We start from the raw sequence: 20,444 nt of genomic DNA on the forward strand, positions 1-20,444 counted from the left end.
CGCCCCCAAAAAGGTTAAAACAAATCTTTGTCCCCGGTCTGCGGTTCAATATAAGTCTTTTCCGCGTCTTCTTTGAGGACCTGTGCCAGCTGCTGAACGGCCTGTCTGGATACGTCAATAAAGCTCTTTTGATCGTGGCGGACTTTGAATTGTTCCCACAACATCAGTTCATCATGACGGCGGAATCGTTCAATGATCGCATGAGCCCGTGCCTCAGGGGTTCCCATCGCCACCAGAAGCTGACCACTCAAATTAATACTGGAATCCAAAGTTTCACGGCGAACAAACTTGATCCCGGCCTCTAGCAAATCAAAGGTATGCTGACGATTACGGGCGCGAGCAAACACCTGAACGTGCGGATAATCCTCTTTCAGAATCTGCGCAATACGATTGGATGTTTCGACATCATCCACCGCCAGAATGAAAAACTTGGCATTGCGAATACCGGCGGCTTCCAGAATTTCCTTGCGAGCGGCATCACCGTAATAAACCTTATTACCAAAACGACGAAGCAGTTCGATTTGCTCGGTATCATGTTCAATCGCTGTGAACGGAATATCCTGCGTTCTTAGAATACGACCGAAGATCTGACCGAAACGACCAAAGCCGGCAATAATAACCGGATTGTTGGTTTCTTCAAATTTGTCATATTCTTTTGCACCTGCTGCCGGAGTTTTGCAGGCGATCCACGCCTGAATCTTTTCGTTCAAAACAATAATCAACGGGCTGGCAATCATGGACAGGGTCACAACCAAAGTGAATCGCTGAGTCCAATCCGCAGAAATCACCTGCGCACTTTGCCCAACACCAAAGATCACAAAGGCAAATTCCCCGCCCTGCACAAGATACACGGACAGGTTGTTAGATGCCTGTGAGTGCAGTTTCATGATTCGGCCCACGGTAAAGATCAAAAGACCTTTTAAGATCATATAGCCCACAACCAATGACAAAATCATCACTGGAGACTGCAACAACAACGACAGTTTGACGGACATACCGACAGAAACAAAGAACAACCCCATCAACAAGCCCTTGAAGGGCTCAAGGTCCGCTTCAAGTTCGTGACGATATTCTGATTCCGACAATAGAACCCCGGCCAGGAAGGCCCCCAACGCCATCGACAGCCCCACGCTTTCCATCAGGAAGGCCACTCCGATCACAATCAGCAAGGTCACGCCTGTGAACAGTTCACGACTGCGGGTTTCCGCGACCACTTGCAGGAAACGACCCATCAAAAGGCGGCTGCCAATAGCCAAACCAATAAAGATCGCAATGGCTCCGCCCCAGTTCACAGAATGAGTGTTTGCCGCCACCAGACCTAAACTTGGAATCACCGCCAAAGCCGGGATCGCCACCACGTCCTGCATCAGCAGGATCGCAAAAGAAGCGCGCCCGAATTCCGTATTCAGAACCTTTCTTTCCGCCAAAGACTGCAAAGCAAAAGCTGTCGAAGACAGGGACAAAGCAAAGCCCACCACTGCGGCACTGGCCCAGGCAATGCCCAGTTGATGCCCGATCACGGTAAAGACCACGGTGCAAAAAAGAATTTGCAATCCACCAAAGCCGATCAGTGTTTTTCGCAAGGACCACAATTTTCGCGGCTGAAGCTCCAAACCGATGATGAAAAGAAGAAAGACAACACCAAATTCGGCGATATTCTGCACGAACTGAAAATCAGAAATCAGTCCCCAACCCAAAGGACCAATTAGAATCCCCGCTGCCAAATATCCCAAGATGGTTCCCAATCCCAGTTTTTGAAACAGTGAAACCAGAACCACGGAAAAACCCAAGAATGCCAAAATCTGCAGAAGCTGTTCGTGTAAAATCATGCTCTCAAAGCTATCAAGAGCATGCCATCCGTGCAATTGGATAGACTTAGGTAAATTTTTATTAATCTCAAAAGAGCTGCTGACAATTTTAGATCGCTCTTCTAGCCTGAGCCCTATGAAGAATTCAAAAGCTGGCATCTGGTTTATATTTATCACTGTGACTTTGGATATGGTTGGCCTGGGGCTTGTGATCCCGTCTTTGCCGGATATCATGCGTCGCTTCGTTTCCAGTGAAACTTCTGTTTCGGAATACTTCGGCTATTTTATTTCCGTCTATGCCCTGATGCAGTTTCTGGCGTCCCCTTTGTTAGGGGCCCTATCGGACCGTTTTGGGCGCAGATCCATTTTATTGGTGTCCCTGCTGGTTGCGGGCTTTGATTATATTTTGATGGCCTTTGCCCCCACATTGGGAATTCTTTTCGCCGGACGAGTGATTGCCGGACTGACTGGAGCCAATATCACCGTGGCAATGGCTTATATCGCTGACGTCAGTGATGACACCAACCGTTCTGCCAACTTCGGAATGGTGGGCGCCGCTTTTGGGCTGGGCTTTATCATCGGCCCTGCCATCGGCGGTTTACTGGGACACCTGGGACCGGAGTATCCGTTTTTGGCAGCGGCGGGCTTAAATCTTTTAAACTTCCTGTTTGGTCTGTTCATCCTTCCGGAATCCCTGCCTCAGGAAATGCGCCGTAAAGTCGATTTGCGCAAAACCAACCCATTGCATTCTCTGGTGACAGTCTTCCGTTCCAAACATCTGCTGGCATTACTGCTGGTTTACTTCTTCTTCCAGTTGGGCGGGCAAACTCACCCATCTATTTGGACGTTGTACACGGAAACCCGCTTTAACTGGACAACCTCGCAAGTGGGTCTTTCTCTGGCTGCGGTGGGCCTGCTGTCCGCCATTGCTCAGGGCTGGCTGACACGTTTGGTGATCCCGAAGCTGGGTGAACATCGCACGGTGGTTATCGGAGCGTTCGGTTATGCGATTTCTTTCGCACTTTTCGGTTTCGCCACCGAAGGCTGGATGATGTATGTCATCTTGGTCGGCTCTGCGATTTTTTGGGTCGCACCACCGGCATTGCAGTCTTTGATCAGTCACAACACTCCACCGCAGGAACAGGGTGAGTTGCAGGGCTCTTTGGTCAGCCTGGCAAGTCTGGCTGCGATTATCACCCCTTTGGTCACAACTAAGTTGTTTGCTCACTTTTCTGCACCGCCGGAAGGTGTGCCATCCATTCCGGGTGCGCCTTATTTCTTCGCTGCCATCATTTGCCTGGTTTCCTGGGCCATTATGGTCCGCAGAAAAGTCTCCTAAAGCGGGCTGGCCTTGCGGGGCCCGTCCTGCGGGAGTATCCTTAAAGAGTCATGGATTCTAGTATCAAATCTTTGCTTCATACTGCCATCACCTCTTTCGAGCCGTTGGATCTGGCCCGACAAATGGCCCCGCATGCATGCGTGGCATTGATCCTGCGTGGTGAGTCCGAGGAAAATCTGGAGCTGGGGTTTATCCAAAGAGCCATCCGTCCCGAAGACCGCTGGTCCGGACAACTGGCTTTTCCCGGCGGCAAACGCGAGGCTTTTGATGTCACTGATCTGGATGCCGCCTTCAGAGAAACCATGGAGGAAATCGGTGTTCATCTGAATTCTCAGGAACTGCTGGGACGACTGGATGACATTCAGGCCCGCAAAGCCGGAACATTGCTGGATTTCTACATCCGTCCGTTTGTGTTTTATACCGAGCAAAGTTTTAATGTGACCTTGGATGCCAACGAAGTTGCGGATTATTTCTGGGTGCCCTTAAAGCACATTCGTGATCCGCAAAGACAAACCATTTACAAAGTTCAGCGCGAAAATATGTCTATTGAACTTCCCGCGGTCTATCTGGATCGGGAACCACCGCTATGGGGGCTTTCCTACATGATGACCTTGAATCTTTTTGAACGTTTGCAGAAGCTGTTAAAATAGATTCGTCGCGATCAGAAACAAATTTTCCGTTTCAAAGCAGCACAGTCCGATATTTTTGAGCTTTTTCATTAAAAGGGCTCAACTATCCCAAGGTCCAGCCGATAAGTCTTATGAACCCAAGAGGTTCACCTTGCACGAAAGGAGCCTTCAATGGCTAATAAGACAGTACGTAAAGAGTATATCTGGAACAGGGAGATTCGTGAATTGGCTCTCCTGACCGGTACGGGGCCGCCTTAACGCCTGTGCATTTTAAATTGGTGATTAAATAAAAAAACCAGGACGAAAAAGGCGCCCTGGTTTTTTTATTTTTCAATTTGAGACAGCGACTACAGGATAGAGAAGATCGTAGAGAAGCTCAACGTCGTGGAATCAGCCTTCAAATCTTTCGGGTAGAAGTTCAAATAAGGCGCAAAATAAATATCGCGGCTGAAAGCATAACCCATCCCCAAACGACCGCTCAGGGTTTTGTTCAAAAGATCCCATTCGCCATCACGCGCACGTGGATTCCAGAAGTTCATGGCCACAGAAGTGTAAACATTCATTTTGTCAGAAACGTTGTATTTAACCTGCGGGTAGAAACCCAGGTGGTAACGGGAGGCTTTGCCGTCTTTAGGCTCATACCCGCGCTCATACAGGAACACGCTCAGGCCGGTATCCAAGCCCGCGGCAAAACCAGAGTTGCCAAGATTGTAAACCAAAGAGTTATCGTAAGACAAAGAAGCATACTGACCGACATCGCGGAAGTTCGGAACCGTTGTCCAGGAAGCGCCGTAAGAATTACGCAACTGAAGATCGCCCATACGGGAATTGCGGTCATAGCTGATGAACGGAGTTTTCACATCCGTGCGCTCAACACCGTGGAACGGTGTCAAAGCGTTGATACCTGTTCCGGCACTGATCGCACTTTTGGAATCCAAACGGTAACGACCACTGATGGAACCACTCAAAGAAACCTGATTCACACCGATGGAACCATCTGGATTTGGCTGCATTTTGCTGGAAAGATCACCCACTGGAGGGCCGAAGTAAGAAAGAGAGAACTTCAGGGAGTAGCGGGACAAGGAACCGGATTCCGCCTTAAGCTTGGCATCTGTGATGTCTTTGTCGTCTTCAAATTTTTTATTTTTCAGAACCTCACCCACAGAAGTGGATGTTTTTTGAGTTCCGGATTCCACAGAAGGAGTGGAAAGTGTGGTGGAAGAAGTCTGCGCATTGGCTGCCAAAGAAATCCCCACAATAAACCCGATCAAAAGCCCTTTAACCATGAAAACCCCCAAAAGTTTCGAGAGTTTGTACCTGTCCCGGGAGCAAAAGAAAAGTCATGCTTTTGTTATGTAATGCGCCAAGTAGAATTTTCAATCACCCTGACGAAGCTTATAGAGGACTTGAGGCAGTATTTCGACCACATCCGAGGCCATCATCGACAAAAGATCCTTTTTTTGGGCCTTCCAAAGGTTCGCCGTGGCGCCGTGCACATAAGCTCCCAACAGAGCCGCCCGGGTCGGAGACAACCCCTGCGCCCTTAAAGCAGTGATGACTCCGGAAAGTACATCCCCGGTCCCCGATTTCGCCAACGCTGCATTCCCGGTTGAAATTCCATACACCCGTCGCCCGTTGGCCACCAAAGTTCCATGCCCTTTAAGCAGAACAACACACTGAAAAAGCTCTTGCGCCAGTTTTATAAATTCATAGCGATGGGTCGAAATTTCCTCTGCCGAAACTCCCAGACAACGGGCAAGTTCTCCGGCATGAGGTGTAACGATCCAGGTGCGCGGCAAGGGGAATAAATTCTCTTCTGCACATACGGTGATGGCATCGGCATCCAGAATGACGTTTGCGATCTGGCGCTCTTTGAGTTCCTGAATAATCCGGGCCGTAAACAAGTTCACACCAAAACCGGGCCCGCACAACATGGCATCAAACTTTTGTGAGTGCCATTCTTTCTGCGCCAAATCCAATAACAGAAAATCCGGATTTTCCAACGAGGATACGGAGATGTTTTTTTGCGCCAGGGTCACATAACCGCTTCCCATGCGCAAAGCCCCGCGCGCGGCCAGAATCCCGGCACCGGGATAGTCGGCACTTCCGGCCAGAAGCAGGCTGCGTCCGCGAGTGGCCTTGTTATCCTGCTCGGAAATGGCTGGTAAAAGTTTCCTCGCAGATGATTTTTTCAGAATACGCACGGGATCGTTGGCTTTTTCCATAGGGATCAGTGTATAACCCGAAGTCATGATCGTAAAGACTGAAGCCGACCTTGAAGGTCTTAAAAAAATCGGAAAGATTGTCGCCAACTGCCTGCAATACATGGCTGGCAAAGTTGAACCCGGCATGAGCACCAAAGAGCTGGATAATCTGGGTGGAAAATATTTGGAACTTCATGGCGCCAAGTCCGGTCCCATGGCAGTTTACAATTTTCCCGGTTACAACTGCATCAGCCTGAATCACGAAGTGGCTCACGGCGTGCCTTCTGACACTAAAAAAATTCAAAAAGGTGATCTGATCAATATCGATGTTTCTGCCGAACTGGGCGGTTACTTTGCCGATAACGGCGGGTCGTTTGTGGTGCCTCCGGGCAAGAAAGCAGACGAAGAACTTTTGAAAGTCACACGTCTGGCGCTGGAAACGGCCATCAAGGCTGTCAAAGCCGGCGAACTGATCAGCGTGATTGGCTACAACATTGAAAAGGTCGCCAAAGCGCACGGCTACACAGTGATTGAAAATCTGGGCAGTCATGGTGTGGGTCGCAGTCTGCATGAAGAACCAAAGTTTATTGCCAGCTATTACGACAAAGACGACCGTCGCAAACTAAAAGAAGGTCACGTTATTACAATCGAACCGTTCGTTTCCACCGGAGCCCGTTTTGTCGATGAAGAAGCCGACAATTGGACTTTGGTTTCTGGCAAAAACCATCGCACAGCCCAGTTTGAACACACGATGGTGGTGTTGAAAGACCGTGCGCTGATCGTCACGATTCCTGATCCTGTTTAAAAACATCAGACCTGCCTTTGCGGCAGGCTGTTCTTAAGTTCTAAGATTTCCTTTCAACCTTAGGAGACCTTATGAACATGTCCTGCTCTTTATTTTTTGTTTCACTACTTCTTGCAAACACTTCGGCTTTTGCGGTCCCTGCTCCGACGGCAGGGCTTAAATTTGAAGCCACGATTTCCATGTCTTTGGCTGAAGAAGCTGCGCGCGAAGCCGTAGCCAATTGCGCCACGAAGGGCTATCAAGTGGCGGCCACGGTTGTCGATAAGGCCGGCGACATTAAAGCGCTCTTTCGCGCCGATGGCGCAGGCCCGCACACAGTGGATGCCAGTCGCCGCAAAGCCTATACAGCAGCCTCTGCCAAGAATGGTACCTCCGCAATGCTTGCAACATCTCAAAGCAATCCTGCCGCCCAAAATCTGGGGGACATTGACGGATTCCTTCTGCTTGGCGGGGGGCTTCCCATACGAGCTGGCAGTATCGTCATTGGTGCTATTGGTGTGGGCGGTGCTCCAGGCGGTCCTTTGGACGACCAGTGCGCTCAAGCCGGAATTGATAAAATCAAAGATCGAATAGGCAACTAGTCCACCAGATTCCGCTTGAAAAAGGCTCTAGACACACTGCCTAAAGGCTTTCAGAGCGGAATAAAAGGTGAAAGGCTATGGGTGCTTCTTTTAATCACGGAGGACCTTTATGAAAATGTTTTTTGCAATCGCTTCTTTGTTCGTCGCTTTCTCTGCTCACGCTGCTGACCGTAAGGTTGGAAACGTTATCGCTGTTGAAAGAGAAATCTCTGATCTTTACAACACATGCTTGAAAGCAGTTGAAAAACCCACTGACAAGCCTCAAAGCTTCTTCTCTTGTGCTATCAAGTACGTAAAAGATGGCGAGATCCCGGTAAGCAAAGGCCGTCTGTTGAAATTGATGGACGAGCGTTGCCAGGTTCACGGTGAAGCTGTGAACGGTGTTGTGTTCATCACTTTCTCTGGTGCTAAATCCCCATCTTCTTTCGACACTTCCCGCGCCTGCCTTGAAAGAGCCTTGAGCGAGAAAGATTTCGCGAAAGTGATCGTTTACACTCTAGAGTAAGCCATCTTCACATCCCGGCTTTTTATGAAGGAAGAAGTGTTCCGCACTTCTTCCTTTTTTTATTTTTTTCTCAACTGTAAATAAACGCCTTTTCAGAGGAGAAAGGCGAGATATGTTATGCTTTTTATGCGTCCTTTTGCTTGCTTGCGCTTAGCCCCCTAATTAAACTGATAAGGTAACTTGAATATGCTTGCTGACAGTTCCAGGAGGTTTTATGGCCAAGCTTTTTTTAACCGAGATCCCCTCCCGTGAAGCAATCCAGGAAGAGGCCGGTGTTTTGTATCCTCAAGTGAATCCCGAATCCTGGTATTCACATATTCTTCTGCGTAAAACCACCGCGGAATTTGAGATCAATCTGGACAAGTTCTTTTCTCAATACAGCCTGTCTTCCGGTCGTTTTACGCTGATGATTCTTTTGAAGAAATACACCGACGGACTGATGCCGTCGGAACTGGCTCACATGGTGGGCGTGACTCAGGCCACGATTTCCGGTTTGATCAACAGTCTGGAAAAAGCCGAAATCGTACAAAGGACCACGCACGAAAAAGACGGCCGTTCCTACGTGATCAAACTGACGGAAAAAGGCAAAGAACAAACTTCAAAGATTCTTCCGGAATACCAATCACGTATCAATAACTTCTGGGCCGAGTTCGGTTCCGACGAAAAGAACTCGATCAATGATTTCTTCACCCGCCTGATCAAGCAGATGAAAGAGATCGGACAGAAGTCCACTGAGTCTTAAGCTAACAAGTTCTTTAACGTTATTAATACCAAAAGCAAAAAACCAACTGAGCATCAAGTCAGTTGGTTTTTTATTTGTGCAATGTAGTCCCAAAGGGTACGGCGTGCGTTTTACAAATCGCCCGCCAAAGAGCAGCTTACGATAGTGTCCAGTGTATAACCGGAAGTGTTCTGGAATGGACCGAAGTGGTTGTAAGAGCGGCCGACTGCCATGTGCGGGCTCACACAACGCTCTGCCGGAGCTTTCAAAGTGCCATTGGACTTCACATTGTAAGGATGCGTGTTCTTGGAACTTGTCGCATTCACTTGCACCGCGAAGCTGCCTGTCACTTTCGCTGCCGCACAGAAGGCATTGAAAGTCTGCATGGAGCTTCCCAGGATACGGATCAGATCTGCTTGAGAAGCATTCGTCTTGATCGTGTTTCTTGGATACAACTGATTCCATTCACGGATACAAGCCTGGATATTACCACCCGCGTCCGGAGTGAATTGGAACAGACCAATGTTCAAACGGGATTCTGCCGGTTGATATGGATCTTCATAGAAGTTCACCCCTGCCGGACGGCGATAACCTGACGGAGCGTATTTCGCTGCCACGTTTTTCGCTTTTTGTGTGTCGGCTGTGGTCAAAGATTCCATATAAGACAAGCACATCATGAATTTAGACCATAGCTTGGAAGCCTTCACATAACCTTCGCGGCTGCCAGACAGAGCTTCACGACGATAGCCGTTCATCAAATCCGCAAACGTGTTGATTTTCTTGATCGTCGCTGCGGAAGGAATGTTCTTGCCGGACAATGTTGTGTTCAATGTATCTGAAGTCACATTACACAGCGGATGCGAAATCAAACTGTTTGGCAGATAAGTGTTCACGTCCTTATTCAGATTGAAGTAAGAAGCCACATAGCCCAATTGCGCTTTGGACGGCTGCATTTTCAATTCAACCGCATAAGCAATACGATCAGCGAAACGGTCTTTGCCATCCAGTTGTGGATCAGCGCTGTCCGTTGCATGACCTTCCTGAGCATTACGAACCGGCAAAAGCTCGCGGTAGTTCTTATAGTTGTTATCCACGACACCGCCCACTGGATAGGAAACCTCGGTGAAGACATCGAAGTTTTCCGGAGTGATGGAATCTGTCACCGCCGCAGGCTCACGGACCGGAGTCGGGGCTGGGGTTGGTGTTGTTGTCGGTGGTTTGGTTGGAGTCGTCGGTGTTGTGTTGATTGGCTTCTTTGACATTGCGAATGCCGTAGGAGCGATCAAAGTTGTTGTTACGATAAGGCCTAGCAAGATGTTGGTTGTGCTTTTTTGTGTTTTCATACCTGCTAGATCGGAGCTAGGTCGCGCGACTAAAGACGTCCTGGACCATTTTGAGGTCCAGTTTTCAGGATGTTGGTAAAGTCGGGGAAAACTGAAAAATTATTGTTCAGTCATCTACCCGACATTGGTCGAAGATCAGAGTTTAAGAACTCTTCAAGGCCATCCGATAATAAAGAGGTAACCAACATAAAAAGGGAGTCTCATTATGAGTCAGAAATATGATGTACCGAACCTCTTTAATTTCCTGCTGCATACTCCAGAGGGCGGTCTCCGAAAAATGCTCGTGGACAACAAGCCTTTTTCGGAAGCACATTTCAATCTGATGATGAAGGTTGTTCGTGCCTGCAATGAAAGTCAGTTCACCGAGCACTTCGACAAACAGGATTTCCCCAAGGTGAAAATGGGCCCTGCTGACATGAAAATTAAAGAGAAGTTCTGGTCCGACTGCATGACAGTCTGGGATAACCGTGGACTTCTGACTCCGGCTGTGGCAACTAAGGCGGCATGATCGCGTATCTTGCTTCTGAAAAATTTCTGCCAGAACTTCTTGAAGAACTTAAAGACGTAAAGTCGGTTCACGGAAATCTGGTACTCACTGATGGGCCCTTGCAGAATTCTGTCTGGGCCCAAAACATTTGGCTTGATGCTCAAATCATTCCATTTGAATCCATATCCCAGGCATCCAAGGCCTTAAAAAGTCTGGGGAAGCTGTGGGCCTGTTATACCTTTGAAAATCATCGCCGTGCCCAGCTGATTCAGGATCAGCTTCCGAAACTGCGTCCGCGCGTTTTGGATTTCCTCAGTGAACTTCCGGAAAACAATCTGGGGGCATGGACCTTATTGGATAAAAACACCCTGCTGGCCTCCCCGACGACCAATTCTCGGTTCCCTTTGGGGGATGTGAAGTTCAATGAAGACAAGAAAACGCCGCCGTCCCGGGCCTACCTTAAGCTGTGGGAGCTTTTCACTGTTTATGGCATTCGCCCCGAACCGGGCCAGAGGGTTGTCGATTTCGGCAGTTGCCCCGGGGGATGGACGTGGGTTTTGCAAAGAATGGGCTGCGAAGTCATCAGTATTGACCGCGCTCCACTGGAGCCTTCCATTGCGGATTTGCCGGGCGTGAAGTTTATGAAGACCAACGCGTTCAATGTGAAGCCGGAGGATCTTGGCCGCATTGATTGGTTCTATTCCGATATCATCTGTTATCCTGAAAAACTGCTGGAGCTGGTACAGACCTGGCAAGCTTCAGGACTTTGCTCAAACTTCGTTTGCACGATAAAATTCCAGGGTGAGACCGACTTTAAAACACTGAAAAAGTTTTTGCAGATGGAACACACCCGGATTCAGCATTTGCACCACAACAAGCACGAGGTCACGGTATGGATCAAACCACCTTCAAGCTGATAAGCCGCGCTGATGAAAAAGCGAAGCTTTGGGATGATATGGCGAAAGCGCGCGGAGAGTTTTTGTGCAAAGGCACCGAGGACTCGATCTGTAAACTGCGCGTGCAGCTTTTCAATTCCAAACTTCAGGCTTTGGAGTGCACCTTTGAATCCCCCACCCTGATGAAAGATCAGGAAGAATATCTGGGGCATTTCTTTTTGGGCGGGGAAAAGTATTACTTCCAAGCCAAAGCACAGGTTCAAAACGGCAAAGTGCTGATCCCGGTCCCGCAGGAACTTTATCACCTGCAACGCCGTCAGAACTATCGCGTGCACATCCCTGACGGATATCACGCGTTCTATAATATTATTCTGGTAAATCAAAAGCCGCAGAAAATCACCGGACAACTGGCCGACCTAAGTGGCCAAGGCTGCCGGGTGATCTATCGCCTGGATGCCCCATTGATGAAAGTGGGCGATCAAGTCACAGGACATCTGCTGATTGGAAAAAGAGTTCCTATCGAAGTGCAGGGCATTGTTCGTCACATCAAGGTTGATGAAAGCAACAAAGTCATCCAGACCTTCGGCATTGAGTTCACCCCACTGCCAGCAATTCTGGAAAACAAGCTCTTCGCCATAACCCTGGAAATCCACAAAGAAGTCTTCCGCCGCTAGGAAAAGGTGCCTTTTACTCCGGGCCGAGGACCGTCGGGTCTTTTTTGCGGATTGGGTCGTATTCCTGATCGAGTTGCTGCTGGAGCTGCTTTTTCTTCAGTTCGGCTTGTTTTTTCTGATCGGCCAGCGACTTTTTATTTTCATCAAAGCGCTTGGTGTAATCGCGGTGAAGCTGGTTGAACTCGTCGGTTTTAGCGCGGATATAGTCATCGAAGTTTTTGCGTTTGTCACGCATATCAGCTTCAAAGGAATCGCGCTTTTCTTTCTGGTTTTCGTAAAAGTCCTTACGCTTGGATTCCAATTCGTCATAGAACTCTTTGCGGTCTTCTGAAGTGGTTTTGTTTTTGGCAAAGGCCTTGCGCTTGGCTGCCAGCTCCTTGGTGAACTCGTCGCGCTCTTTCTTCTGCTGTTTCCCGAATTGTTCACGGGTTTTGGTCATGTCCTTATTAAACAACGTGCGCTTCTTATTCACGATGGAGCTAAACTGATTACGAACCTGAGACGGCGAACGGGACAAATCCGACACCAGCCCGTCCATAAAGGCTTTTTCATCGTTTTCTTTTCGGACTTCTTCCGGGATGTTTTTACGAAGAGCTTCCAAGGCCTCACGATCAGCCTTCAAAGAATAGCTTTCATCAACCAAAGCACCGCCGCCCGGACCTTCTTCCTCAGCCTTGGCCTCAAGGAACGATAACATCACCACCAAGATACAGAAAAGCAGGGTCAATACAGACTTTAGTCGCAATGTATCTTGAGCCTTGGACCCTACAAATGAAGATGCCAGTGGTAAACTCATAGTGTTTCTCCTTCAAGATGAATCTTTTTGAGAATAATTGGACTCTACTCAAAACACAACAGACCGATAAGGGACATATGTTATACGGTAGAAGAGTCATCGAACCTCAACGCGTACCACACGGGCAACACCCGCGACGCTTTATTCTGAATAAAGCCTTTCAGTATAAATACTGCTGGTACATGATCACGGCAGTTGCCGGTGGGGCTTTGCTATTCCTTCTGCCGGCATTTTACTTTATCAACCAGAACTACGACCTATTCAAAAGTCTGGCTTACGACACCTATCCAAGTCTGGTTCAGCACTTGGAGCGTGAAACCACCTGGCTGCGCATTTTCCTGGCAGCAAGTTTTGTGTTCCTGACGGGTGTGACTTTGTTCCTAAGTATCCGCATGACTAAAAACCTTCTGTCCCCGCTGGTTAGAATGGAAAAACACATGCACCAACTGATGCTGGGTCAGTGGCATATCCCCGATTATCAAATCCCGGAAGAAGATGACTTCCGCGATCTTTCCATGACCTATGATTATTTCTATCGCGCCCTGAAAGCGAACACGGAAACCGAGCTGAAGCTTTTGGAAAAGCTCAGCATCGATCCGCAAAACCGCGAGGCCTATGCTGCCTGGAAGACTTTATTGTCTGAAAAGCGCGCACGCCTGGGTATTAAGGAAGAATTTATCCTTAGCGAGAACGTCGTAGAGATGAACGAATTTGATCAGAGACGTCGCGTTTCTTGATCGCCTCACGCTTGTCGTGGGTCTTTTTACCCTTCACCAAAGCAATCTGAAGTTTCGCACGGCCGTTTTTGAAATAGATCTTTAGCGGCACGCAGGAATAGCCTTTTTCACGTAAAGCATCGAAAATTTCATCCAGCTCACTTCTGTGCATCAGAAGCTTGCGATGTCTTTCCGGTACGTGATTGTTATAGCTGGAAGCTTTGTATTCAGCGATGTGCGCATTTTGCAGGTACGCCTCATCCCCTTTAAAACTGATGTAAGAGTCCTTCAACTGAACATCCTTGTTGCGCAAGGATTTCACCTCACTGCCCATCAGCTGCAGGCCCGCTTCGTAGGTTTCTACGATCGTATAATCAAACCGGGCTTTTTTGTTCTCATGAACAATCAGGATGTCTTCGCTCATTCTTCAAATCCAAAATGCTTATAAAGCTTTACGAACTGGACAGGGCTTAGTTCCTCGGCACGGGCGGTTTCTTTAAAGCCCATATCTGCCAGCCAGCCGATCAGTTGTTCTTCAGTTAGCTTCTTTTGGCTTAAAATACCAGACAAATTTTTCTTCAAAAGCTTACGTCTTTGCGCAAAAGCGGATTTCACAAAGCCCAGAAAGGCCTTGCGGTTTTTCACCTCAGATTCAATACGCTGGAAGGACAGCACCCGACTGGCCACCCGAGGAGGAGGCTGGAAATCCCTTGGACCCGCATCCGTCACGGTTTCAATCTTCCAGAAAGTCTGTGCAAAGACACTTAAAAGGCCGTAAAGCTCGGCCCCCACGGTCCCGCGAATTTTCTGGGCCACTTCCTTCTGGAACATCAGCACCATCGCTGCCACACCTTCGTTTTCCAACGAACGTTCCACCACAATGCTAGAGGAAATCTGATAAGGAAGATTGCTGACAAAGATCAATCGCTTCCCGGTATAAAACTGCTTCCAATCCAGACGAAGAGCATCTTCTTCCAAAACCGACAAACCCTTTTCGCGCCAGTACGCCGCAATCACTCGATCCAATTCGATCAACTGCAAAGGCAGATTCAGTTCAAGCAAAAGATCCGTCAATGCCCCCGGCCCCGGACCGACTTCGACTAACGCTTCCGGCTCGAAGGCCTTCACCTGATTGATGATGCGCTCAATGACCGTGTCACTGACCAGAAAGTTCTGACCTAAAGATTTTTTGGCGGCAATGCCCATGGCTTCTTGCGCGCGTTGCAGACGTTCTCTGGAATTGCTCATCTAAAATCCGTAACTAAAGGTTGAGGCGACGGCCCCAAATCCAAACTTGAAACTTCACCGCGAGCCATGCGCAAGGCCCCCACGTATCCGATCATCGCCGCGTTGTCAGTGCAATAGCGCAGAGGCGGAATCACCAAAGTATAACCTTTTTTATCCGCCCACTCCTGAGCCCGGGCACGCAAGCGAGAGTTCGCACTCACTCCGCCGGTTAAGATCACCCGCTTGGAACGGAAAACTTTGGCGGCGCGATCTAGTTTTGCAATCAACACATCGACGATGGCTTCCTGGAAAGAGGCGCACAGATCCGGCAGTCTTTCCTGAACCAGTTCAGGTCCCAACTGCTCGATCATGCGCTGACCAGAGGATTTTAGTCCCGAAAAACTCATATCGAAAGTGTCATCATGGATCATACTGCGCGGGAACTCGAACGCTTCGGGATTGCCGGTTTTGGCCATTTGATCCACGCGGACTCCCCCAGGGAATCCCAGACCGGCCATCTTGGCAAATTTATCGAAACATTCTCCGGCAGCATCATCCTTGGTGGCACCCAAAATGCGGTAATCGCCAAGGCCTTTGATTTGATACAAACTTGTATGTCCACCACTGATAGCCAGGCCCACATACGGATAACCGAAGTCTTCCGGTGGAGCATACTTATCATCACGCAGGAAGGGCGCCAACAAATGACCCTCCAGATGGTTCACACCTAAAAAAGGCAAATGTTTGGCTTGTGACAAGGACTTCGCTGTCACCAACCCAACGATCAAGGCCCCGATCAAACCCGGACGATTGGTCACGGCAATGCCTTGAACATCAGACCAGTTCATATTGGCCTTTTTGAAAGCCTCTTCGATCAGGGGAATTAAAGCGATGGAATGGTTGCGGGCGGCGATTTCAGGAACGATACCGCCATAGATTTCGTGATCCAGATCCTGAGAAGCGGCCACCACTGAGTGCACCCAGCCCGTACGATCCACGATCGCCACGGAGGTGTCATCACAGCTTGTTTCAATGGCCAGAACTCTTTCAATCACGATATTACTTTTTTAAACCCTTCAAACGGATCTTAGCACGACGAGCCTCTTCTGACTTCGGAAACTTGCTGACCACCTCGTCATAAAAGGTTTTTGCTTCGTCTTTCATGCCCAATTCCTGAAAAGAGACCCCGATTTTATAGGTCGCATCCGCAAACTTAGGACCTTTCGGGTTTTCATCACGGTATTTCTGGAAATTCAGGATGGACTGCTTCCAGTCTTTTTTATTGAAATTGTCCTGAGCCGCCGCGTAAGGGTCCCTTTTCGCCTGTTTTGCCGCCTTTTCCGCCGCCTGGGCACTGGCAATACGTTCAGCGCGCAACGCATTCACTTCCGTATTCAAAGCGTAGATCTGCTTTTCCATGGTTGCGAGGGCTTCTTGCATAATGGTGACCTTGGTGTTCAGGTCCACGTTCTGCTGCTGGGAGGCCTTTAAAGCACTTTCCACACCAGAATGGCTTTGCCCCAGTTTATTTTCAACAATATCCACACGACCATTCAGTTCACGCATCTGTTCTTCAATATCAGAAACTCGTCCTGCGGCATCTGCGTTGGTTTTTTGCAAAGTCACCACCTGCTGCTGCATCACCTGACGCTGCTGATTGTCGCGAACATCGTTGCGAGTTTTCAAACAACCTGTCAAAAGCACAGAGGCTGCCGCAACTGAAATAATTAGCTTCATAGGATATCTCCAGTTTTTTGACGGATCAGACGGGCCGAATTTTCAGCCTTTTCCGCAGCCATACGAGCGCGGATGAATTGTTCTTTGGCTTTTCCGTAATCACGATCTTCAAAGTAGATGCGCCCTTTGCGATAGGCCTCTTCCGCCTGATGCCAGTATCCGGGAGAGTGTCGGGCCGCCTGAACAGAACGAGCCGCATCCAGTGCGGCTCGAGCGAGAGAATAGTCATCTATAGGAACTGGCGCAGTTTGACAGCCGACAATCACCGTAAAAAGTAAAACTCCGATGAAAAGTCTCTGTATTCTCACTCTGCGCCTTTCTTAATAACCTACTACGACGGGGTCGGTGTGTAGACCTACTGAGCAGGTACGAAGTTCGCACGGCGGTTTTTCGCCCATGCAGCTTCAGAGTCACCCATCTCAAGTGGTTTTTCTTTACCGTAGCTGATTGTGCTCAAACGGTCTGCTTGGATACCCAAAGAAACCATGTACGCTTTCACAGCGTTCGCACGTCTTTCACCCAACGCCACGTTGTACTCGATTGTACCACGATTATCGCAGTGACCTTCGATTTGTACGCGTACAGAAGGATTTGCTTTCATCCACTCGACGTTAGTCGCGATGTCTTTTTTGGAAGAAGCATCAAGGCTGGATTTGTCATAACCGAAGTGAACAGTTACCAAACCAGAGATTTTACCAGAGTCAGAACCCATTGGGTCGAAGCTCAGTGGTGTGGAATCAATAGCCGTTTGATCGCCTGTAGGCATTGTTTGAATGTCCTGATCAGACTGAGTTTGTTTTCCTTTACAACCTGCTACGAAAGCGATGGCAACAAGACCAAGAGCCAATTTACGAACCATGATGTCCTCCTATGAAGTTCGAGTCGTTATCATTAACAATAAAAACTTTAATTTATAGCGGCTCATTGTCAAACCTTAGATTTCCGAATTGATGTTGCGTTGCTGTACGGCTAAGAAATCATATGCAAAAAAGATCCTTTGTTTACGGGCTGGCGTCTCTATTTATAACGACATTTATGATGATGTCCCAAGCCGAGGCACAGCTGGAAGTTCCTCCCAATCTGAAGTGGAAAACTTTGAAAACCCCACACTTTGAAGTAATTTTTAATGCCGAGCAGCAGGACCTTGGCTACTTGTACGCCGAAAAACTGGAAAAGGCCTATGCGGAACTGCGCTCTTATTTCCGCACACAGCCCGCAACAACTGTTGTCGTTATCAATGATAAAACGGACATCACCAATGGCTACGCCACCCGCATTCCCTATCCCCACATCATGGCCTATCCGGTTTTGCCGGGCCCCGAAGAAAGCCTGGCCGACACCGGTGACTGGGCGTTTGAACTTTTAGCCCATGAATACACGCATATTCTGACTTTTGAACCGGCCAACGGAATCATGAAACCGCTGCGAGCGGTGTTCGGAACCATCATTGCTCCGAATATACTGATGCCGCAGTGGTGGAAAGAGGGCGTGGCCGTGGAAATGGAAACCCGCCTGGGACATCACGGTCGCTTGCGCTCTTTATATCAGGACGCCACCATTCGTGCGATGGTCGATGGACAAAGCTTCTATAATTATGACATCGCCGAAGCCAATGAATCCATTTACACCTGGCCCCAGGGCGCCCGCCCTTATCTTTTTGGTTCTTTGATGTGGAGCCAGATGCTGGCAGATCACGGCAATGCCGTGGTGGCAAACCTGCATGAAGCCCAAGGCGGCCGCGTTCCTTACTTTATTGAAGCCCCGGCCCGCGAATACATGGGGCGCAGCTACACCGGTCAGTACAACCACATGATGAAATCCACCGAACAGCGTGCACTGGAACAGCTTAAAACTTTGCGCGAAGTCACCCCGACGGAAATCATCGTTCCTAAAAACAATTTCCAGTCCGTCAGCGGCCCGGCTATTTCACCGGATGGAAAACATCTGGCTGTAATCACAGAGGATGACGGCAACTCTCGTGCCGTTCGCATCATCAGCAAAGAAAATCCTGAACAAAGCTTTCTTGATGCCAAGTCAGCCAACACTATCGAACGCTTCAATGAAGGCTTTATCCCTGCAACCCAAAAAGACGGCCCACCCACCGGCAGCATCCAACGCATCAGTTGGTTCCCGGATTCACAGAAGCTGATCTACGACAAAATCGACTACACCAACCGCATTCAACGCTATTCCGATTTATTCGTATATGATCTGGGCAGCAAAAAAGCCCAGGCTTTAACAAAGGGTCTGCGCGCCCGCGAACCGGCAGTTTCCCCTTCCGGGCAACAAGTGGCTTTTGTTAAGTTAGATGGCAATCGCACCCACTTGGGCGTGTTAAAGTTAAACGGAGAAAAGAATCCGCCGTCTGAAATCATCTTTTCCCCGCAAATGCAGGAACGCATTTCCTATCCCACTTTCTGGGATGAAAGCACGTTGATCTATTCTTTCCGTAAAGAGGACGGCAGCGAAAATCTGTACCGCATTTCCCTGGATTCACGCCAGCCACAGATCCTGTTTGCCGACCATCCCAACGCCCGCTTCGCCCGCAAAACCACCGAAGGGCTGCTGTTTGCCTCCAGTAAAAATGGTGTTCTAAATCTGTATTTGGCCGATCAGGAGCTTAAAAATGCCCGCCCCGTGTCCCATACACTGACAGCTCTTTTCACTGCGGATTTGGACCCGGTCAAAAAAGAGATCTTCACCACACAGATGACAGCCCAGGGCCTGCGGGTTTCCGCCATTATGCCGCAAGAGTGGCAGAAGACCTCCACACCCTTGCCGCAGGTTTCCTCTTTGGTCGGCGACCGTTATGATGCCGTTGAAAGGAATCCCAAAGCGGATGCAGAAGCCCGCGCCGTGCTGGCTGATGCCAAACTGGAAGACTATTCTCCGTATGGTTATTTGCTGCCGCGCTATTGGATTCCCTTCATCTCCGGATCATCCAGCGAAACCGGGGTTGTTTTGCAGGCACAGACTTCCGGTTTTGATCCTTTGAAAAAACATTCCTACGCGCTTTCCGCCTCTTGGGATACAGCCATCAACAAAGGCAGTTTACTGGGAAGCTATTTGAATCAAACGACCTCTTTGCCTTTGGCACTGATTGCTTACAAACGCAGTTATTATCTGGGCACCACCACCAACGAAATCGAAGACACCGGCACTCAGTTGTCCGTGCTTCCTGACAGCTACTGGATGTCGATTTATACCAACCTGCAACTGGGCTGGCAGTATCTGGAACGCACCAACGCTCATACCACCGTCAAGCGCACCGGGCCTTATGCTTACCTGAACTATGCCAACTATTCTGACTCCGGCGCACAAATTTCACCGGAATCCGGTGGCGGAGCTTATCTGGGAGCTTACAACTATATTGCCCAGAACGGTTACCTGAACCATTCCCAGTTCATCACCGGCGGGGAAATCTATCTGTCACGTTATCTGCCGAAACATCATGCGATCATGCTGCGGGTGAATGGCGCATATATCCCGGAGAAAATTTCCTCCATCTACGGAGTCTCTACAGAATCAATGGTGTTTGTGCCCGACAGTCCCTTGCCGCAGTATATTTTGCGTGGCTACAAACGCGGACAGCTTTTCGGCCGGAATCTGGTGACGATGAATGCTGAATACCGCCTGCCTTTGAAGGAAATCTACAGCGGGTCCGGCACTGATCCGCTCTTCTTCCGCCGCATTTATGGATCCCTGATCGTTGATGGCGCTGCTGCCGATGGTGTCTTTATCAATGAAACCAAGCCTTCTGAAACCGTGGCTCTGAACAAAAAACAGTTCTGGAGTTCCGGTGTCGAAGTGAAGTTGGAAACAACCTTGGGTTACGTCGTCCCGGTAACTTTCGTTGCCGGATACTATGTGGCCTTCCAGGCAGAACAGGGTGCGGAAGGCGTTCTGGCAACGGCACTGCAAATAACCGGCTTCTAAGTCGGTTTATTGCGGTGAGCCAAACCGCTCCATCTTGACA

Annotated in this window: 22 protein-coding genes; 11 read left to right on the plus strand and 11 right to left on the minus strand. The window is 49.1% G+C overall.

The genetic code is table 11. From position 1 onward, the window contains the following. Positions 1-14: 14 nt before the first annotated feature. Positions 15-1,829 (minus strand): monovalent cation:proton antiporter-2 (CPA2) family protein, encoded by a 1,815-nt coding sequence (locus EZJ49_RS00895; protein ID WP_262553532.1) that lies wholly within the window; start codon positions 1,827-1,829, stop codon positions 15-17. Positions 1,830-1,944: 115 nt separating this feature from the next. Between EZJ49_RS00895 and EZJ49_RS00900 the strand changes: the two genes are divergently transcribed. Next, positions 1,945-3,147 carry a TCR/Tet family MFS transporter gene (locus EZJ49_RS00900; RefSeq protein WP_262553533.1) on the plus strand — a complete coding sequence of 401 codons (1,203 nt, stop codon included), beginning with the start codon at positions 1,945-1,947 and terminating at the stop codon, positions 3,145-3,147. 50 nt (positions 3,148-3,197) lie between these two features. Beyond that, entirely contained in the window at positions 3,198-3,797 is a 600-nt protein-coding gene (locus tag EZJ49_RS00905; protein ID WP_262553535.1) for an NUDIX hydrolase, read from the plus strand. A gap of 326 nt (positions 3,798-4,123) precedes the next feature. Here the strand turns inward: EZJ49_RS00905 and EZJ49_RS00910 are convergent, their stop codons facing one another. Beyond that, on the minus strand, positions 4,124-5,062 hold the full coding sequence (locus EZJ49_RS00910) for a hypothetical protein (RefSeq protein WP_262553536.1): 939 nt from the start codon (positions 5,060-5,062) through the stop codon (positions 4,124-4,126). A 90-nt stretch (positions 5,063-5,152) separates the two neighbouring features. Then, complete coding sequence (locus EZJ49_RS00915; protein WP_262553538.1) at positions 5,153-6,028, minus strand: NAD(P)H-hydrate dehydratase; 876 nt, start codon at positions 6,026-6,028, stop codon at positions 5,153-5,155. Here EZJ49_RS00915 and map point away from each other — a divergent pair. From map to EZJ49_RS00935, 4 genes are all read left to right on the plus strand, one after another. Then, on the plus strand, positions 6,027-6,785 hold the full coding sequence (map, locus tag EZJ49_RS00920) for a type I methionyl aminopeptidase (RefSeq protein ID WP_262553539.1): 759 nt from the start codon (positions 6,027-6,029) through the stop codon (positions 6,783-6,785). The two genes, EZJ49_RS00915 and map, sit on opposite strands and share 2 nt — an antisense overlap. A gap of 71 nt (positions 6,786-6,856) precedes the next feature. Then, positions 6,857-7,366 carry a GlcG/HbpS family heme-binding protein gene (locus EZJ49_RS00925; protein WP_262553540.1) on the plus strand — a complete coding sequence of 170 codons (510 nt, stop codon included), beginning with the start codon at positions 6,857-6,859 and terminating at the stop codon, positions 7,364-7,366. Positions 7,367-7,475: 109 nt separating this feature from the next. After that, the gene (locus EZJ49_RS00930; protein ID WP_262553541.1) at positions 7,476-7,871 is read left to right on the plus strand and encodes a hypothetical protein; all 396 of its coding nucleotides are present in this window, start codon (positions 7,476-7,478) and stop codon (positions 7,869-7,871) included. Positions 7,872-8,085: 214 nt separating this feature from the next. Further along, positions 8,086-8,613: a MarR family winged helix-turn-helix transcriptional regulator gene (locus EZJ49_RS00935; protein ID WP_262553543.1), complete on the plus strand. Its 528-nt coding sequence runs from the start codon at positions 8,086-8,088 to the stop codon at positions 8,611-8,613. Between the two features lie 110 nt (positions 8,614-8,723). Here EZJ49_RS00935 and EZJ49_RS00940 read toward each other — a convergent pair whose 3' ends face one another. Next, positions 8,724-9,935, minus strand: coding sequence for a hypothetical protein (locus tag EZJ49_RS00940; RefSeq protein ID WP_262553545.1), 1,212 nt, complete (start codon positions 9,933-9,935; stop codon positions 8,724-8,726). Positions 9,936-10,140: 205 nt separating this feature from the next. On the opposite strand from EZJ49_RS00940, the gene EZJ49_RS00945 reads away from it, so the two are divergent. From EZJ49_RS00945 to EZJ49_RS00955, 3 genes are read left to right on the plus strand one after another with little or no spacing between them, the layout of a single operon-like run. Further along, positions 10,141-10,443, plus strand: coding sequence for a hypothetical protein (locus tag EZJ49_RS00945; RefSeq protein WP_262553547.1), 303 nt, complete (start codon positions 10,141-10,143; stop codon positions 10,441-10,443). Further along, a complete protein-coding gene (locus EZJ49_RS00950) occupies positions 10,440-11,339 on the plus strand; it encodes an SAM-dependent methyltransferase (protein WP_262553549.1) in 900 nt (299 codons plus the stop codon). The genes EZJ49_RS00945 and EZJ49_RS00950 overlap by 4 nt, the downstream gene beginning before the upstream one ends. Further along, positions 11,315-11,992: a flagellar brake protein gene (locus EZJ49_RS00955; RefSeq protein WP_262553550.1), complete on the plus strand. Its 678-nt coding sequence runs from the start codon at positions 11,315-11,317 to the stop codon at positions 11,990-11,992. Before EZJ49_RS00950 ends, EZJ49_RS00955 begins: the two co-directional genes overlap by 25 nt. A gap of 13 nt (positions 11,993-12,005) precedes the next feature. Here the strand turns inward: EZJ49_RS00955 and EZJ49_RS00960 are convergent, their stop codons facing one another. Further along, positions 12,006-12,788: a hypothetical protein gene (locus EZJ49_RS00960; protein WP_262553552.1), complete on the minus strand. Its 783-nt coding sequence runs from the start codon at positions 12,786-12,788 to the stop codon at positions 12,006-12,008. A gap of 77 nt (positions 12,789-12,865) precedes the next feature. On the opposite strand from EZJ49_RS00960, the gene EZJ49_RS00965 reads away from it, so the two are divergent. Further along, positions 12,866-13,525, plus strand: a complete 660-nt coding sequence (locus tag EZJ49_RS00965; protein ID WP_262553554.1) for a hypothetical protein — start codon at positions 12,866-12,868, stop codon at positions 13,523-13,525. On the opposite strand, the gene smpB is transcribed toward EZJ49_RS00965, so the two are convergent. From smpB to pal, 6 genes are read right to left on the minus strand one after another with little or no spacing between them, the layout of a single operon-like run. After that, a complete protein-coding gene (smpB, locus tag EZJ49_RS00970; RefSeq protein WP_262553556.1) occupies positions 13,470-13,928 on the minus strand; it encodes an SsrA-binding protein SmpB in 459 nt (152 codons plus the stop codon). The genes EZJ49_RS00965 and smpB overlap by 56 nt on opposite strands. After that, positions 13,925-14,752 (minus strand): 16S rRNA (adenine(1518)-N(6)/adenine(1519)-N(6))-dimethyltransferase RsmA, encoded by an 828-nt coding sequence (gene rsmA / locus EZJ49_RS00975; RefSeq protein WP_262553558.1) that lies wholly within the window; start codon positions 14,750-14,752, stop codon positions 13,925-13,927. Before rsmA ends, smpB begins: the two co-directional genes overlap by 4 nt. Next, positions 14,749-15,783: a tRNA (adenosine(37)-N6)-threonylcarbamoyltransferase complex transferase subunit TsaD gene (gene tsaD / locus EZJ49_RS00980; RefSeq protein ID WP_410468772.1), complete on the minus strand. Its 1,035-nt coding sequence runs from the start codon at positions 15,781-15,783 to the stop codon at positions 14,749-14,751. Before tsaD ends, rsmA begins: the two co-directional genes overlap by 4 nt. 7 nt (positions 15,784-15,790) lie before the next feature. After that, positions 15,791-16,468 (minus strand): tetratricopeptide repeat protein, encoded by a 678-nt coding sequence (locus EZJ49_RS00985; protein WP_262553562.1) that lies wholly within the window; start codon positions 16,466-16,468, stop codon positions 15,791-15,793. Next, positions 16,465-16,776: a DUF4398 domain-containing protein gene (locus tag EZJ49_RS00990; protein WP_262553564.1), complete on the minus strand. Its 312-nt coding sequence runs from the start codon at positions 16,774-16,776 to the stop codon at positions 16,465-16,467. The genes EZJ49_RS00985 and EZJ49_RS00990 overlap by 4 nt, the downstream gene beginning before the upstream one ends. Positions 16,777-16,823: 47 nt before the next feature. After that, entirely contained in the window at positions 16,824-17,327 is a 504-nt protein-coding gene (gene pal, locus EZJ49_RS00995; RefSeq protein ID WP_262553565.1) for a peptidoglycan-associated lipoprotein Pal, read from the minus strand. Positions 17,328-17,449: 122 nt separating this feature from the next. Here pal and EZJ49_RS01000 point away from each other — a divergent pair, with 122 nt between their 5' ends. Next, entirely contained in the window at positions 17,450-20,404 is a 2,955-nt protein-coding gene (locus EZJ49_RS01000) for a hypothetical protein (protein ID WP_262553567.1), read from the plus strand. Positions 20,405-20,444: the final 40 nt, after the last annotated feature.

Source organism: Bdellovibrio bacteriovorus, from assembly GCF_025558485.1.
In the GTDB taxonomy this organism is placed as follows: domain Bacteria; phylum Bdellovibrionota; class Bdellovibrionia; order Bdellovibrionales; family Bdellovibrionaceae; genus Bdellovibrio; species Bdellovibrio bacteriovorus_G.